General features: G+C 59.3%; 15 protein-coding genes. 9 read left to right on the top strand and 6 right to left on the bottom strand.

Features of this window, described 5'->3' with window-relative positions:
- Nucleotides 1-42: 42 nt before the first annotated feature.
- Complete coding sequence (locus FPL22_RS01805) at nucleotides 43-1,374, bottom strand: cation:proton antiporter (RefSeq protein WP_203235096.1); 1,332 nt, start codon at nucleotides 1,372-1,374, stop codon at nucleotides 43-45.
- A 133-nt stretch (nucleotides 1,375-1,507) separates the two neighbouring features.
- Here FPL22_RS01805 and FPL22_RS01800 point away from each other — a divergent pair, with 133 nt between their 5' ends.
- The gene (locus FPL22_RS01800) at nucleotides 1,508-2,878 is read left to right on the top strand and encodes an ATP-grasp domain-containing protein (RefSeq protein WP_144228412.1); all 1,371 of its coding nucleotides are present in this window, start codon (nucleotides 1,508-1,510) and stop codon (nucleotides 2,876-2,878) included.
- Nucleotides 2,879-2,971: 93 nt separating this feature from the next.
- Here FPL22_RS01800 and FPL22_RS01795 read toward each other — a convergent pair whose 3' ends face one another.
- A complete protein-coding gene (locus tag FPL22_RS01795) occupies nucleotides 2,972-3,520 on the bottom strand; it encodes a hypothetical protein (RefSeq protein WP_144228411.1) in 549 nt (182 codons plus the stop codon).
- A 153-nt stretch (nucleotides 3,521-3,673) separates the two neighbouring features.
- Between FPL22_RS01795 and FPL22_RS01790 the strand changes: the two genes are divergently transcribed.
- A complete protein-coding gene (locus FPL22_RS01790) occupies nucleotides 3,674-5,251 on the top strand; it encodes a glycosyltransferase family 2 protein (protein WP_162525155.1) in 1,578 nt (525 codons plus the stop codon).
- 114 nt (nucleotides 5,252-5,365) lie between these two features.
- On the opposite strand, the gene FPL22_RS01785 is transcribed toward FPL22_RS01790, so the two are convergent.
- The 4 genes from FPL22_RS01785 to FPL22_RS01770 all read right to left on the bottom strand — a co-directional run bounded on the left by FPL22_RS01785 (nucleotide 5,366) and on the right by FPL22_RS01770 (nucleotide 9,424).
- Nucleotides 5,366-5,983 (bottom strand): PEP-CTERM sorting domain-containing protein, encoded by a 618-nt coding sequence (locus FPL22_RS01785; protein ID WP_144228409.1) that lies wholly within the window; start codon nucleotides 5,981-5,983, stop codon nucleotides 5,366-5,368.
- Nucleotides 5,984-6,127: 144 nt separating this feature from the next.
- Nucleotides 6,128-6,907, bottom strand: a complete 780-nt coding sequence (locus FPL22_RS01780) for a LytR/AlgR family response regulator transcription factor (RefSeq protein WP_144228408.1) — start codon at nucleotides 6,905-6,907, stop codon at nucleotides 6,128-6,130.
- Nucleotides 6,908-6,930: 23 nt separating this feature from the next.
- The gene (locus tag FPL22_RS01775; protein ID WP_162525154.1) at nucleotides 6,931-8,031 is read right to left on the bottom strand and encodes a sensor histidine kinase; all 1,101 of its coding nucleotides are present in this window, start codon (nucleotides 8,029-8,031) and stop codon (nucleotides 6,931-6,933) included.
- Between the two features lie 127 nt (nucleotides 8,032-8,158).
- Complete coding sequence (locus tag FPL22_RS01770) at nucleotides 8,159-9,424, bottom strand: sensor histidine kinase (RefSeq protein WP_162525153.1); 1,266 nt, start codon at nucleotides 9,422-9,424, stop codon at nucleotides 8,159-8,161.
- A gap of 229 nt (nucleotides 9,425-9,653) precedes the next feature.
- Between FPL22_RS01770 and FPL22_RS01765 the strand changes: the two genes are divergently transcribed.
- The 7 genes from FPL22_RS01765 to FPL22_RS01735 all read left to right on the top strand — a co-directional run bounded on the left by FPL22_RS01765 (nucleotide 9,654) and on the right by FPL22_RS01735 (nucleotide 14,749).
- Nucleotides 9,654-10,046: a hypothetical protein gene (locus FPL22_RS01765; protein ID WP_144228405.1), complete on the top strand. Its 393-nt coding sequence runs from the start codon at nucleotides 9,654-9,656 to the stop codon at nucleotides 10,044-10,046.
- Nucleotides 10,047-10,190: 144 nt separating this feature from the next.
- Nucleotides 10,191-12,020 (top strand): SLC13 family permease, encoded by a 1,830-nt coding sequence (locus FPL22_RS01760; RefSeq protein ID WP_144228404.1) that lies wholly within the window; start codon nucleotides 10,191-10,193, stop codon nucleotides 12,018-12,020.
- A gap of 37 nt (nucleotides 12,021-12,057) precedes the next feature.
- Nucleotides 12,058-12,618 carry an NUDIX hydrolase gene (locus FPL22_RS01755; RefSeq protein ID WP_144228403.1) on the top strand — a complete coding sequence of 187 codons (561 nt, stop codon included), beginning with the start codon at nucleotides 12,058-12,060 and terminating at the stop codon, nucleotides 12,616-12,618.
- 107 nt (nucleotides 12,619-12,725) lie between these two features.
- Nucleotides 12,726-13,052, top strand: a complete 327-nt coding sequence (locus tag FPL22_RS01750; protein WP_144228402.1) for an ArsR/SmtB family transcription factor — start codon at nucleotides 12,726-12,728, stop codon at nucleotides 13,050-13,052.
- Nucleotides 13,049-13,903: an SRPBCC family protein gene (locus tag FPL22_RS01745; RefSeq protein WP_144228401.1), complete on the top strand. Its 855-nt coding sequence runs from the start codon at nucleotides 13,049-13,051 to the stop codon at nucleotides 13,901-13,903. Before FPL22_RS01750 ends, FPL22_RS01745 begins: the two co-directional genes overlap by 4 nt.
- 26 nt (nucleotides 13,904-13,929) lie before the next feature.
- A complete protein-coding gene (locus FPL22_RS01740; RefSeq protein WP_144228400.1) occupies nucleotides 13,930-14,139 on the top strand; it encodes a hypothetical protein in 210 nt (69 codons plus the stop codon).
- A gap of 37 nt (nucleotides 14,140-14,176) precedes the next feature.
- Nucleotides 14,177-14,749 (top strand): DUF4256 domain-containing protein, encoded by a 573-nt coding sequence (locus FPL22_RS01735; RefSeq protein WP_144228399.1) that lies wholly within the window; start codon nucleotides 14,177-14,179, stop codon nucleotides 14,747-14,749.
- The last annotated feature ends 1 nt before the right edge of the window (nucleotide 14,750 follow it).

Below are 14,750 nucleotides of genomic sequence, written 5' to 3'. Positions count from 1 at the left end.
GCATCCATTTTCAGAACGACGTCTCCCTGCCGTAATCCAGAATCAGGTTCGCGGTCTTCGCTGCAAGCGGTTCAGCAGCGGAGTAACCGAGATGCCATGCAACACGATGGAGGCGGCCACCACGGTGAAGGTCAACGCAGCCAACGGTCGCGCCAGATCCGGCGGCAATCCCTTATCGATCGCATACATCAGATAATAAATGGAGCCGATGCCGCGGATCCCAAACCACATGATGCCCGTGAGCTGCTTGCGATGAAACTTGCGCAGCCATACCAATGGCCAGACCGCCAGCGGACGCACCACGCAGAATAACAACGGGACAAACCAGAGCGCATGTGTTGAGAGCCCGACCACCAGCAAGGCCGCGCCCACGAGCACCACCATGCCGACTTCCAGAATTCGCTCCAACTGTTCATTGAACGACAACATCGCCGCCGCCGGGTTCGCGGATTCGACTTTGGACGGCTCGGTCTGTCGTGTTTCCTTGCCGGTGCCTTTTCGTCGTGTGCCGGGGCCTTGCCTTTCAATCGCGCGCACAGCGACTCCCGCCGCAAATACCGACAGGAAACCATAGGCGTGAAGTTTCACGGCGACGGCATACGAGACCCCGATCAATCCGAGCAAGAGATACTCGTCCAGCGTGGCACCTTCGCGTTCGCGTTTACGCAGATGGACAATCAAACGACCGGTGCCATAGCCCATCGCCACTCCGATCCCGAGTCCCCCGCCCACCGCCCAGATCACATCCACGGCCCACCAACGCCAACCGCCCGCTCCGAGATCGTGAAGGCCTAGCAGCCCGAGACCGAGCATGACAAAAGGGAATGCGGTGCCATCATTAAAGCCGGCTTCACCGGTCAGTGCCGACCGCAGTTCGGATCGATCGCCCGCATGCTTGAGTTGCAGGTCCGAAGCGAGCACGGGATCGGTGGGTGCTAGGATCGCGCCAAGCAACACTGCGGCGCCAAGTGGTAGATTAAGCGCCCACATCCCCGTCACGGTGATCAGTCCCACCGTCACCGTCATCGAACCGAAGGCGAGCATCACGGCCGGCCCCCAGCGCGGATCGCGCAACGGAAGTCGGAGTTTCAAACCGACGGTAAAGAGAGAAATTACCACGGTTACCTCCGATGCATGTAGAAAAAGGGAAACCTGCCGGTGCGGGTCCAACTGGAGAATGCCCCAGCCAACCGGACCGAGCAGCACACCTATACATAAGTAAACCATCGTGCCCGTGAACGGCCAACGGCTCACGTAAGCCGTGGAAAGCCCCATAAGAAGCAGCAGGCCGCTGATGAGAATCATCCAGGATTCGAAAGTCACATCGCCGCGACCGCCGGCCGGCGAAATGGTTCCATCAGGCAATCGAAGCACTCTCAAAAAACGGCCATCGGCCAAGTTCGTCATCCGCAACCTGCACCTCGGGATTGCCTGCGAATAAACACAACGCAGTGTCCTCCGCTCACAATTCGTCCTCGGGCGCAGGCAGGCCTTCTCTTTCTCATCGATGCAATACCTCATCCAAAACCCCACCGGCGGCTATGCCTTGGACTTCATCCGTCGCATGCATCGCCGTTTCGGTGCGCGCGCGGTATGCTTCCACACCACTACGGCGAACGTGCCTTCATCCGCCCGGCTCCATCCCGAATTATGGTCGAAGGATTATATCGCCGCGCATTATGTCGCCACGCCGGATGCGTTCCCACGGTTCATCGAGCATCTGCGCCGGCACCACGCCATCAGCGCGATCATCCCTCATAGTGAGATGACGGTCTCCAACGCGGTCACACTTGCCGAGGGCCTCGGCTTGGACTGGGTGCAACCGGCGATCATGCGCCGTTTCCGTGATAAATTCGCATTGAAATCCCACCTGCGCGCGACCGATCCGGGCTTGCGAATCAACTACGCCGAGCTGGCCAACTCCCCGGCTCACGCGCTCGACATCGTCCGACAAAACCGGCTCGCCCGCTTCGTCCTCAAACCCAACGACGGCGCCGCCAACATGAATGTCGGCATCTTTTCCGCCGACGATCCCCCTTCCCTGATTGAGGACTACTGGCTGCGCACCCGCGCCGGCACGGTGCTGTTGGAAGAGTTCATCGGAGGCCACGAATACCACTGCAACGGCCAGATCGATGCCGAGGGCAATGTCTCGATCATCGACGTCGGTCGCACTCATTACGCCGAGACCGACCAGCAGGAAATCGTCTGTCTGCGCACCGACCAGATCCCTTTCACCGCGCCTGAATTCGCCCTCATCGCTGATTACACGCGACGCATGATCGTCGCCTCTGGACTCCGTCGCAGTCCCTTCCATGCCGAGCTGCGCGTGGACGAGTCAGGCCCTTGCCTGCTCGAATGCGCCGCGCGGCTGGTCGGCGCAGGCTGGGCACGATTCATCCATCTGATGCACGGCCCCGAATTCGACGTCATCGACCTGGCTGCGCATTACTACGGCTCGTCCGAGCCTTACGGCCCTCTCGCGCTCAACTGGAAAAACTACGACGCATCCCTATTGATCAAGATCCGGGGCGTGTCATCCCGCACCGAAAAAATCCGTCACCTCCAAGGCGTGCGTGAGACCGAACGGCTTCCACAATTCGAGACTTGGACGGAAAAGCCCGCCCTTGGTCAGCACCTCGCCACGACCAACAACCTGATGACCTCGCCCTACGCGCTGATGACCCGTTGCCGCACGCTCGACGAGGCGGACGAAGTCGAACGAAAAATCCGCGCTCTCATCCAGTGGAACACCCGTCCGCCTTCGGCGTTGGACAAGGTCTCTCGTTATACGGGTCGCGCTCCCGCTTTCATACGCCGGACACTCAAGCTGGAGCGTCACAAAGAGAGCCTGCCGGTGGACGCTTTTTTTCAATAATCTGCGGGGAGTTCTTTAACTCCCGCCAACGACAAGGGAGCTCCACGTGTCGCCCGCACGATGATGAACCGTGCGTTCACCTCACGCGTCTTATCACGCATTCGCGACCTGATAGATGAAGATCGCGATCATGGCCACGAAGCTCAACACGAGCCCGCGCAGTATCCAGAGCGCGGCGTCCGCTTTGCGTCGTGGCGCCTGCTTGATGATTTCGTTCGAGTGGTCGTCGCCGAGATAGGCCTTGAGGACTTCATGCGTGTGATCCGACCCGCCGCGGGTGTTGTGCCAGAGACTGAGCGGGGTATGGACGATGCCCCAGGGAAACCCCCACCAACCAAAGAAGAGGGAAACCGTGCCCCAGCCTAGTGCGCCCATTCCGGCGGAGCGATCAGAACGGACGTAGGTCAGAGCCGTGCTGTTGCGAAAGCTCAGCACCACGACCGAGATGTTCCAATAGTAGCGCACAAATCGACCGCCCTTCAGCACGTCGAGTTCGACGTCACCGAGCGTCATGCCTTCGGTGCCGGCCAGCGGCCGGCCTTCGACCAACAGAGGTTGCGACATGCGCAGCGCGAGTTCGTCTTGAAATGAAAGCGGCGGAGGCGTCGTCGCGGGCGAAGGAATCGGAGGCGGGATTGGCATCGGAAATGGTCAGGGTTGAACTGAAGTTTCCTGTCTGGCCCGACGCACGATGAAGGCAAGGTGATTGCAGATGATCACCAAGTGACCTTCCCGCGGCGCATGCCGGTAAACAATTGCCTTCACCGGAGTGCGCACGTTGATCAGCCCCTTCAAATGACAATCATCGGAGTGACCTGCGCGAAAAATGAAGAGGACATCATTGAGGCCTTCGTCCGTCACAATCTGTTCTACCTGCAAAAGCTGATCGTGCTGGACCACGGCAGCACGGACAGCACCTCCTCCATTCTCTCCCGGTTAGTCGCCGAAGGTCTGCCGCTGGTGGTCGAGAACGATCCGTCACTAGGGAAATTCCAGGCCGAAAAAATGACGCGCCTGATGCACCTCGCCGTCAACGAACACGGAGCCGACTGGGTGCTGCTGCTCGACGCCGACGAGCTGATCCGCTGCGACGGCGATCACCTGCCTTTGCCCGAGGCCGGCAACTCCACCGGATTCCTTAAGGTGGGCTGGCAGACCTATCAAGTGCGTCCGTCGGACGACCCGTCCGTCATCAATCCGGTGGAGCGTATCCAACATCGGTTGGCGGAAGAGCCCTACGAACATGACACGCTGGATAAGCGACGCTATCTGGTGAAGGCCGTCGTGCCGCGCGCGCTGGCCGGAAAGCCCGGAACCTGCGTGACCCATGGAAATCACTTTATCCTCAGTTCAAACCAGGAACCGCCCCATACGTTTTGGCCCGGCTTTGATTACGCACATTTTTCGCTGCGGTCTGCGGGTCACTATAGCTCGAAAATCGCCATCCTCAGCCTGCAGGAGGCTTACCGGAGCTCCCACCGTGGGGGCAACACGTCGTATTACCTCGCCCACTTGGAGGAACTTAAAACCGATTTCGAAGGTTTCTCCCGACGTTTCTACGAACGGATACCGAGCTACATGGAGCAGATCCCGTCCTTCACCCCGGTGATCATCCACGATCCGCTGCCTTATCGCGGGGGACCGTTGCGTTATACCTCGTGCACAAGCGACTACACCCGGCTCGTCGCAAACCTGATCGGCTATGCGGAGGTTCTCGTCAAAGAAGCGGCCACCCACGCCGCCGCCACACCGGCGGCGAGCAATCAAGTCGATGAATTGGCCCGGCTGGAATTCTCCGGACCGGAAGTGGCGGGCGTCATCGCCCAAACTATCTCCGCCAGTTCCCGTCTTCTCCAGACGGTGCGCTTTCCCTTGGACAATCCGCGCCTTTCATCCGCCACGAATCTCCGCATCGCCTGTCTCTCGGCCGTGGTGGAACTCGTGCAGGTGCGCTGGATCTGGGACCATCCGGAAAAAGAGTGCGTGCTCAGCGGAAAACTCCTGCGCGAAAAAACGTTTATCGTTCACAACGCCTTCCCGATTCAGCACGCGCACTACTTTGCCTTCATCAAGGGCAACGCTGATTCCGTCATCGGCCTGCAGGCTCCTCCGACCGACGGCGGCCAGATTCTCAAAGCGGTGGAAATCCAAATCCAACTGGAAACAGATCCCACCCGCATCGGGGTCAAATTACTGCAAAATAACGTTATCGATGGAATGCTCGCAGCCACCCACCCCATCGCCCTGCTCCAAACTAGAGTTACTCAGCTTAATAAAAAACTCGCCCAACGCACTACGCTGCCGGGCGCCTGCGGCTTCCAAATCTACCGTCTTTGGCGCGCCGTAAGTGGTCTCTTCAAGAAAGCAGGATAGACGACTGCCAGATTTCACCTGTCTGAAATCTCCGACGGATCAGGTGATAATCAACCGCCTGCGCGCGGCGGTTGATAACAAGATACTTTCTTAGCTTGGAACGCTGCGAAGTTCTCAAGCGGTCCGACGACGACGGATGCACGCGAGTCCGAGAACGGCAGCGCCTGCCAGAACGCCATACGTGGCGGGCTCGGGCACGGCCGAGGCAGTCACGGTCACGTTGCCGATGTTCATATTGAAATCGGCCACGGTGAGCGAATCGATACCCGTCTCACTGCCGCTCAGGATAAAAGTGCCGGAGATCTGGTCGGTCGTGCCATTGCCAATCTGCAACACGTCCGAAAATCCATAGTTGGTGCTCGGACTCGCGAGACGAAAATTATTTGAACCGCCGAGGTTGACGAGGTTGCTCCCCACCATACTCGGGTTGAACGTCTGGCTGCCGATGGTAACACCTACGGGCAGGCTTTCCGTGACCACGAATACGTTAAGCCATTGGACCAAATTTCCAGGAGCACCGTTGCTGTAGGTCTGCCAACCATTACTGCTGGTGCTGCCGCCGCTCGTGGCACTGCCCGAAATGGTAAAGGTGCCAGTCGTCCCGAGCTGCACGCTGTTTTGATCAAACGTCAGGTTTACCAGAATCACGGCGAAGGCATTCGAGCCCGTAAAAAGCGCGGCGCAAACAGCGGCGATTCGAAGAAAGGAAATCGAGGTGGAACGGTATTTCATAAGTGAAGGTGCAACCCTTAGCGGTGCATCGCGCCGCTTTATAAGTCCGCTTCCATGAAACCGGCTGAATCTTCAACGAAACGACCATCACCGCTTCGGACACTATTTTCCCACCGGGGCGTTATACCTATTTTCCAGGCATGCCTACATGCGCAACGCCGCACGAAGCCGCGAGAGCGCAACGCGACCGAGCACCCGAGCGGGCGCGCCATCTGCCGCCAGTCGCAGCACGCCTTCATCCCGTGAACGGATGTCGAGGCTGTCTACCCGTTCCAAGTTCACAATCAGCGAGCGTTCGGCGCGCAAAAACGGCGGCGCGGGCAACATCGTTTCCCACGCATCCATGCGACGCAACACGAGCATCGAACGCTCGTCGGACAGATAAACACGGGTGTAACTTCCCTCGCCCGCCAACGCTGCGATGTCCCGGGCACGCACACGACGAAGCCGGCCCGAATCGCGCAGGATCAGCGGGTCATCGAGTCCCAAAGCAAAAGGTGTGGCCGACTCAGAGGGAACGATCGCCGGCACATTGAGGCGGTTACGCACATGCTGAAGCGCGAGTGCCAGCCGATCGGTGGCGACGGGCTTGAGCAGGTAGTCGGCTGCACTGACCGTAAATGCGCGCACCGCGAATTCGTCGTGCGCCGTGACAAAAACAATCACCGGCGCGGGATCAAGCAGCGGGAGCAGATCGAAGCCGCTCGCGGGAGGCATTTGCACATCAAGGAAGATGACGTCGGGCCGGAGTTGACGCGCGAGTTCCGCAGCGGCGGCAACCGAGTCGGCCTCGCCGATGACGCTTACTCCGGCCTGCTCGCTCAAAAGTTCGCGCAGGTATTTACGGGCAAGACGTTCATCATCGACGAGGAGAACGTTGAGAGGTTCGGCGGTGGGAGCTGCGGAATGAGTGGCGGCAGGCATGAGGTCGTCGTTGGTCAGCGTGATTATTTTCCGGATGGGGCGACCGGAAGCGTCACTACGATCCTCACTTGGTGCGCGTCAGGATGAATGGTGAGCGCAGCGGCATCGCCATGGAGCAGTGCCAACCGGCGACGCAGGTTGGCCAGACCAATCTGGGTGGAGTCGGCGGCCCCCGGACGCGGCTCGAACCAGTGGCCCGAGTTTTCCACGGTCAAGGTGAGAACGTCTTCGCGACGCGTGGCGGTGATGGCGATTCGCAGAGGCGGAGGCGAAGTGCGCATCCCGTATTTCACGGCGTTCTCGACCAGCGGAAGCAACACGGTAAGCGGCACCAAGGCTTCGCGAGCGGCAGGCTCGATCGCGAAAGAGTATATGAGTTTTTCCTCAAAACGCGCTTGTTCGACCCGGAGGTAGGCGGCGATTGAATCCACCTCTTCACCGAGCGGAGCGTGATGGTCGCGCTGCAACAAAGAGGCGCGCAAGTAATCGGCGAGCGAACGTGTAATCGCGCGGGCGGCAGGTGCCTTGTCGCCACACTCGGCGAGGATGGAGTTAAGGGCGTTGAACAGAAAGTGGGGATTCACCTGGGCACGCAACGAGGCGAGTTCGGCTTCACGGGCGGCCAGTTCTATCTGCGCCAGTCGAAGCCCGCGATTACGCGTCTCAAGTTCCTGGCGGATCATAAAATAAAGCGATGACCAGGCGAGGTAGATGGACAGTCGCAGAGGCACGGAACCGCGTTGGGCCAGTGGCGAAGCCGGCTCCATTGCAAACGTCGCACGAATGATCTCCACCAGCACTGTGTCGACTGCGGTCACGATGGTGCAGGCGAGCGCAATTTGCGCGATATGCGGAGCGAGCCTGAAAGTATCCGCCGGCCAGCGGCGATAGAAACACCAGAGGGCGAGCGTCAATCCGAAGGAAACAACCTGTCGGATGACTCCCGTCAGCACGATCTGCCCCGGGTCATTGAATGCCACCAGGGCAAATCCAGTGGCGAGTGGAACGAATAACAGCCAGCCGCCGATCTGAAATTTCCAGAATAGAGAATGAGGGGAACGAACGACGGAAGCCACGGGCGGCGAAGTTGAAAAACCGCGGGCGCCGAGGCGAACGAAAATCATTATTGAAAAATCACGATCATCGCTGCGCACCATAGACGGCCTTCACCTTCAGTTGGCTCGCTGAACTTTCACGCAGGCTCACGCCCCCCGCTCCTTGGTGTTGAGCCCCCAAAAAAGCTGGGGAAACTTAATACCGTTTCGGGAACACGATTTTGAACATTGTGCCGCGGCCAGCGGGGCTGGTCACTTGGAGGCTCGCATCCAGTAGATCGCACAGGCGTTTTACGATGGAGAGTCCGATACCTTCACCCGAAGGCAGTCGAGTCGATCGCTTGGGCGCGGAAACTGCGCCCGCACCACTACGAGGCGTGCCGGAATCGTCATCCGTCACACCCGGTGATTTGCCCTCTGTCTCCGCAGCGATCTCCGTGGCCTTCTTCATCTCGTTCAAAAGCGGCGCATCAGTGCCGGCCTGCAAACCGGGGCCGGTGTCCGTTACACTGACCCACCAGCTGTCCTCCTTTTCACCCCGGCTGATGCGCACGCCACCCTGCTCGGTGTATTTGAGCGCGTTGCGGATGAGGTTTTGCACCAGCCGCTGCACCTTGCCCGGATCGCCCTCGACGGGGAGCGGTGGCGACGGATCCACCTCTAGGAAAAGATTTCGTTCGCGCGCGACGGCACGATTGAGATCGCAGATTTCATCGATCAATGCGGTCGCATCGAACGCACTGATCTCGCGCCGCTCGTGACCGGCTTCGAGTCGCGCGAGCTGCATGAGTTCGCCGAGCATGCCCGACGCCGAGCGCACGCCTTGCTGCAGGATATCCGCGAACTCTACGCGATCGGCTTCGGCGATTTTTTTATCGCCCAGCAAATAAGCCGTCATGCCGACACTGTTCAGATTATTCCCCAGGTCGTGCACGGCCTGGTGAATCAACGTGGACCGGCGGCGCTCGATTTCGAGGACGCTGGTGAGCGTGCCCATGAGATCATCGATATGGCTGGCCGCTTCCTCCTGCTGCATGTGCTCGTATTGCGCGGCGCTTTCACTGATGGCCTCGTTGACCAACACGGCGAGGTGGCGCCCGGCCTCCGCCAGCGCATCGCGTTCAAAATCCGGATACGCCACGCCAAAGCCCTTGAGCTCCTCAAGCAGACACATCTGCAGATGTCCCCACTCACGCATGAGTTCCTGTAACCGGTAGCCTTGATGCCAGCGGGTGATACCATGCTTCACCTCCTGCGCTTTCTCCGCTTGCTGGGCTTTCTCCCCAGGCTCCGAACGCAACCTGCGTTCAAAGGCATCCAGGATGCCGGGTATGTGATCATTGAACTGAGTGCGGGTGAGCATGGATGCCGTGGTCTGTTTCGCATCGGCATCCACCGCCGCGCGCCACGCCTGTAAAATCGCCTCCCTGCGCATCGCCAGATAATCGCTCAGCTGAGCCATGGATACGTAAGGTTCCGATATCATATATGGTGTCACGGACCACAAAATGGCCTGAACGCTCCAATAAAACTGTAGGGTAAACACCTAATCAGGGGCTCGTATGTCGTTATGATGCCCGGCTGAGAGGGCAAACAGCCTTTGTTTTCATTTTTTTACTCCGAAAGAAGCACAGGCAGGCTGCAAGTTGTTGCCTATAGTGCACACTCCGAAGTCATCTCACGTTAACGCCATGATCATTCGATTCCTTTTCGTGCTCGCACTGTGCAGTGTATTCGCCGGCTGCGAAGACCGTCCTCACGTGCCATGGTCGTTGAAAGGGAAAAACGTGCCGGAGTTTAAAGTCATCAGTCGGGAAAAACTGCCCGACGAAGTTCAGATCACCTACAGCCTTTCCGTCGTGGTATCCGCCACCGTGTCGAAGGATGAGCTCATCCTCGTAAGCCAGCGGATCATCGAAAAGCTACCCCGCCACAACCTGGTCGTCATCTTTTATTACGCGGATGCCAAGGATGTGGACCGCCCCTTCACCATCGGCAAAGCCTGGTGGGGCGTGAATGACTTCAACCAGTTTCCCGCGCCCGGCGACTACGCGCACAACGTGCTCGAAGTGGAACGCAAGTAATCCGATCCGACCGGACGGACCGAAAGGACTTGGGACGGGCTTGCCCTCCCATGGCCCGAATTACACAAAAGAGTAAATGAGACGGATCTCCGGGCACCACCATCAACCGAGGCAGGGCCCGGTCGCGCGGGATTCTTATTCATTATGAATCGTGACCTGATGCTTGTCCTCGGCGTGTTCGGTGGCTGCGTCGCGCTTTTCATAGCCAACAAACCGCGCATGGACGTGGTCGCTTTGATCGCACTGGTGTTGTTGCCGCTCACGGGAGTCATCACCGCGGGCGAGGCGGTCGCGGGATTCGGGGACTCGATCATCCTTTTGATCGCGGCGCTGTTTGTCGTGGGCGAGGCGTTGGTGCGCACGGGCGTGGCGTTTCGACTGAGCGATCTCTTGGTGCGCTATGCCGGAAGCAGTGAGACACGTCTGATTATCCTGCTCATGCTCGCGGTCGCTGTGCTCGGCTCGATCATGAGTTCGACGGGCGTCGTCGCGATTTTTATTCCGGTGGCACTGACCATCGCCAAACGACAAGGCATCGCACCCGGGCGGTTGATGATGCCCATGAGTTTCGCCGGCTTGATCAGCGGCATGCTCACACTCGTGGGCACCGCACCCAATCTCGTGGTGGACAGCGCACTCAAACACCACGGCCATGCCGGACTCGGATTTTTCAGCCTGACCCCGATCGGCGTGGTCATCCTCGCACTAGCGATTGGCTATATGGTCGTAATGCGCGGACGTCTTTCAAAAACCGAGTCGTCAATCGTGGTCGCCGCGGTGGAGCGTAATTTCCCGGTGCTGATCCATGATTATCGCCTGGCCGACCGCGAACTGCGCCTACGCGTCCGTGAAGGTTCACCGCTCACCGGACGTTCTCTCGAAGTGCTCAACCTGCGCCGCACGCATGGCTTCAACCTCGTGGCGGTCGAACGTCCGGCCCGCCTGGGGACGGAGATGGTTTTGCCCGGCCCTGCGACTGAGCTCCAAGCGGGCGACACGCTCCTCGTTGACCGTCTCGCCTGCGAGACAGCTCCTCCGAAAACGCATCAAGAACTCGGGCTCGATTTGCTTCCGCTGAGCGGAAGTTATTTTAGCGATCAGTCCCGTAAAGTCGGTATGGCCGAGGTGGTCATCGCGCCCGAATCAGCACTCATTGGCAGCACCGTTCGCGATACAGGATTACGCCGCGAATACGGCCTGCAAGTCCTCGGTCTGCGCCGTGACCGCCAGGCGCTCGATGGCCCGGTGATCGACGAAAAACTCCGCGCCAGCGACACCTTGCTGGTGATCGGCACGTGGAAAGCGATCCGCCGGCTGCAAGGCCAGCGTCGCGAATTTCTCGTGCTCAGTCTGCCGCCCGAATCAACTGAAGACGCACCGGCCGCCGACCGCGCGCCCTACGCGTTGCTGAGTCTCGGCCTCATGGTCGTGCTGATGATCACCGGCTGGGTGCCCAATGTCGTCGCCGCGCTCATCGCGTGTTTGTTGCTGGGACTGTTTCGCTGCATCAGCATGGATGTGGCCTACCGGTGCATTCATTGGAAGAGCCTGGTGTTGATCGCCGGCATGATTCCCTTTGCCTCGGCTCTCGAGCGCACGGGTGGCATTAATCTCGCGGTCAACGGCTTGATGGCCGCCTTGGAGGGCGCCGGCCCCCGCGTGTATCTGGCCGCGCTGTTTGGCGTGACCGCGGTGATCGGCCTGTTCATCTCGAACACCGTAACCGCGTTGTTGATGGCGCCGATCGCGCTTGGCATGGCGCAACACCTCGGGGTCTCGCCCTTCCCGTTTGCGATCACCGTGGCGCTGGCGGCATCCACCGCGTTCATGACCCCCATTTCATCCCCGGTGAACACATTGGTGGTCGAACCCGGCAATTACCGGTTCGGTGACTTCGTTAAAATGGGCGTGCCCTTCTCCCTCATCGTGCTGCTCGTCACGGTGCTGATGGTGCCGCTGCTCTTCCCGTTCTAGCACAATCAACCTGCTCTGCCGGGTTGTAATTCTCTCCATGAAGCCCCTCGTCGCCGCCTACACCCACTGCCCCCTTTGCGGCTCGCCCGACTATGCCCACACGCCTTCGTCAACCGGCGGCAACCGCCAGTGCCGGGCTTGCGGCCATCGAGATTTCAACAATCCCGTCACTGCGGTCGCCGCGCTCATTCTCGATCCGCAGCAGCGCCTCCTGCTCATCCGACGCGCCAAAGATCCTGCACGCGGCCTGCTCGCCCTGCCCGGCGGTTTTGTTGATGCCGGCGAATCCCTCGAACAAGCCGTTCACCGCGAGATCGCCGAAGAGATCGGTCTTGCGCTCACCGATCTGCGTTACCTCAGTTCGCATCCCAATCCCTACACTTACGCCGGCCTCACGCGTCCGGTGTGCGATGTGTTTTTCCAAGCTCGTGCCACGTCCTTTGACGTCGTGCTCCAACGCTCCGAGGTCACCGACTGGCAACTGCGCAGACTAGCCGAACTCGATCCCACCGAACTAGCCTTCGACTCCATGCGCCACGCCGTCGCGACACTGAGTGCGCGCCTTGGGGTAATCTGGCGCGCGCGTAAGAACATTTAGCAAGAGTCGCGCGCCAGCAGATCGCCGGCTCAATCGTTCCCGCAAACCTTCATACGAAGGCACGCTTGACACGTAAGAGATCGCTTACGCATTCTGCCGGCATGGTCATGTCCATCAATCGCGAGTCTGATGTGTTTAACGCGATCAGTCACCGTGCGCGGCGCCAGATGCTCGATTTGCTCACCGAGGATAAACGCTCGGTCAGCGATATCGCCGCTCACTTTGAAATGAGCCGCCCTGCCGTCTCCCAGCATCTGCGCATCCTGCTCGATGCCGGTCTCGTGAGCGAACAACGCCACGGTCGCGAACGCCATTATCACTTCGTTCCCGAGCAACTCAGTCCGGTGCGCGACTGGATCGCCGGCTACGAACGATTCTGGGACGACCGCCTGCAACGCCTTCAAAAACACCTGTCCAAGGGGAGCACCAAATGAGCAAAACCATCCGTCGTGAAATTCTGGTTCCCCAACCTCGCGAGCAAGTCTGGCGCGCGATCTCCCATCGCGACGCCCTCGCGGATTGGATGTATCCCAACGATTTCGAACCGCGCGTCGGGCATGCCTTCACGTTTCTCGTGCCGCCCAATCCCGCTGTCGGCTTTGAAGGACTGACCGTCCACTGCGAAGTGCTGGAGTGCGAGGCTCCTGCCCATCTCGTGTTTTCCTGGTCTGCCGGCGGTCCCGTCGTCAACACGCAGGTGAGCTTCCGGCTCGAACCCGAGGGCGACGGCACGCGGGTATTTTTTGAACACGCCGGTTTCGACGTTTCTCAACCCTGGGGTGAACAAGCCTTCCAAGGCGCAGGGTTTGGCTGGGCAAAGATGCTGGGACAACTGTCCCATGTGATCGCACGTTCAGGAGCCGCCTTGCGCACCGGGCGAACCCTGGCCGCAAGTCCGCAAAAGATCTTCGCCGCCTTCGAGCAGCCGGATCAACTCGCGCGCTGGTGGGGCCCCAGCGGCTTCAAGAACACGTTCACGCAATTCGAGTTCAAGCCCGGCGGACGCTGGGTCTTTGTGATGCACAGCCCAAACGGCGCCGACTACCCCAACGAAAGCGTTTTCCGCGAAATCGCGCCCGACACCAGAATCGTGATCGAGCACGTCGTGAAGCCATGGTTTCGATTGACGGTCACTTTGGCGGCTCGTGACGGGCAAACCCACCTGGACTGGATTCAAGAGTTCGAAAGTCCGGAGGCGGCGGCAGCGATGCGTCCGATCTGTGAGCCGGCCAACGAACAAAACCTGGACCGGCTGCAAGCGTTTCTCGCGGGCCAGAATTTATAAAATAACCAACACACCTGCACCATACCATGAAGCCAGGCACCAAACGCTCGATTCTTCGTTGGATCCACATCCTCTTCGGCCTGCCCATTCTGGGCTATATTTACGGTCCCCCTTCAGAGACGGTGCAATACCTGCCCTACTTCCGGTTTGTCTATGTTCCGGTCCTGGTTTTGTCGGGTCTTTTGATGTGGAAGGGCCACCTCCTCAGCCGGCTTTTTTCCCGAAAATCATCCTAACCTCACGCTCCCGCGAATCCCCATCCAAAAATTTTATATGAAGTCAGCTGAAACCAAAAAAACACTTTCATCCGAGCAACGTGAAGCGCTCCTCAAAAAACTGCAGGCCCGCTTCGAAGAATACATCAACCGGCACAAAGACGTCGATTGGTCCAAGGTGAAAACCCGTCTGGAATCCAAGCCCGCAAAGCTTTGGTCGCTCCATGAAATGGAACGAACCGGCGGCGAGCCGGACGTCGTTGCCCACGACAAGAAAACCGGCGAATACACGTTCTTCGATTGTTCGCCCGAAAGCCCCGACGGCCGCACTTCGCTATGTTACGATCGCGAAGGACTTGAATCGCGCAAAGAGCATAAACCCAAAAACAGCGCCATGGACATGGCAGCGGAGATGGGCATCGAGATGCTAAACGAAGATCAATACCGCGACCTGCAGATGCTCGGAAAGTTTGACCGCAAATCATCGAGCTGGGTGGTGGCTCCGGACGACATCCGAAAACTCGGGGGTGCCCTCTTCGGCGACCGCCGCTACGACCGCGTGTTCATTTATCACAACGGCGCACAATCCTACTACAGCGGCCGTGGCTTCCGCGGCTCACTCAAGGTTTAAA

Source organism: Rariglobus hedericola (assembly GCF_007559335.1).
Taxonomy (GTDB): domain Bacteria; phylum Verrucomicrobiota; class Verrucomicrobiia; order Opitutales; family Opitutaceae; genus Rariglobus; species Rariglobus hedericola.
This window is presented reverse-complemented; position numbering and strand designations above follow the sequence as displayed.

Excerpts from the sequence above, each read along its gene's own strand:
- FPL22_RS01800 (WP_144228412.1), top strand. The coding sequence starts at position 1,508 with ATGCAATACCTCATCCAAAACCCCACCGGCGGCTATGCCTTGGACTTC.
- FPL22_RS01795 (WP_144228411.1), bottom strand. The coding sequence starts at position 3,520 with ATGCCAATCCCGCCTCCGATTCCTTCGCCCGCGACGACGCCTCCGCCG.
- FPL22_RS01790 (WP_162525155.1), top strand. The coding sequence starts at position 3,674 with ATGACAATCATCGGAGTGACCTGCGCGAAAAATGAAGAGGACATCATT.
- FPL22_RS01785 (WP_144228409.1), bottom strand. The coding sequence starts at position 5,983 with ATGAAATACCGTTCCACCTCGATTTCCTTTCTTCGAATCGCCGCTGTT.
- FPL22_RS01780 (WP_144228408.1), bottom strand. The coding sequence starts at position 6,907 with ATGCCTGCCGCCACTCATTCCGCAGCTCCCACCGCCGAACCTCTCAAC.
- FPL22_RS01775 (WP_162525154.1), bottom strand. The coding sequence starts at position 8,031 with ATGATTTTCGTTCGCCTCGGCGCCCGCGGTTTTTCAACTTCGCCGCCC.
- FPL22_RS01770 (WP_162525153.1), bottom strand. The coding sequence starts at position 9,424 with ATGGCTCAGCTGAGCGATTATCTGGCGATGCGCAGGGAGGCGATTTTA.
- FPL22_RS01765 (WP_144228405.1), top strand. The coding sequence starts at position 9,654 with ATGATCATTCGATTCCTTTTCGTGCTCGCACTGTGCAGTGTATTCGCC.
- FPL22_RS01760 (WP_144228404.1), top strand. The coding sequence starts at position 10,191 with ATGAATCGTGACCTGATGCTTGTCCTCGGCGTGTTCGGTGGCTGCGTC.
- FPL22_RS01755 (WP_144228403.1), top strand. The coding sequence starts at position 12,058 with ATGAAGCCCCTCGTCGCCGCCTACACCCACTGCCCCCTTTGCGGCTCG.
- FPL22_RS01750 (WP_144228402.1), top strand. The coding sequence starts at position 12,726 with ATGTCCATCAATCGCGAGTCTGATGTGTTTAACGCGATCAGTCACCGT.
- FPL22_RS01745 (WP_144228401.1), top strand. The coding sequence starts at position 13,049 with ATGAGCAAAACCATCCGTCGTGAAATTCTGGTTCCCCAACCTCGCGAG.
- FPL22_RS01740 (WP_144228400.1), top strand. The coding sequence starts at position 13,930 with ATGAAGCCAGGCACCAAACGCTCGATTCTTCGTTGGATCCACATCCTC.
- FPL22_RS01735 (WP_144228399.1), top strand. The coding sequence starts at position 14,177 with ATGAAGTCAGCTGAAACCAAAAAAACACTTTCATCCGAGCAACGTGAA.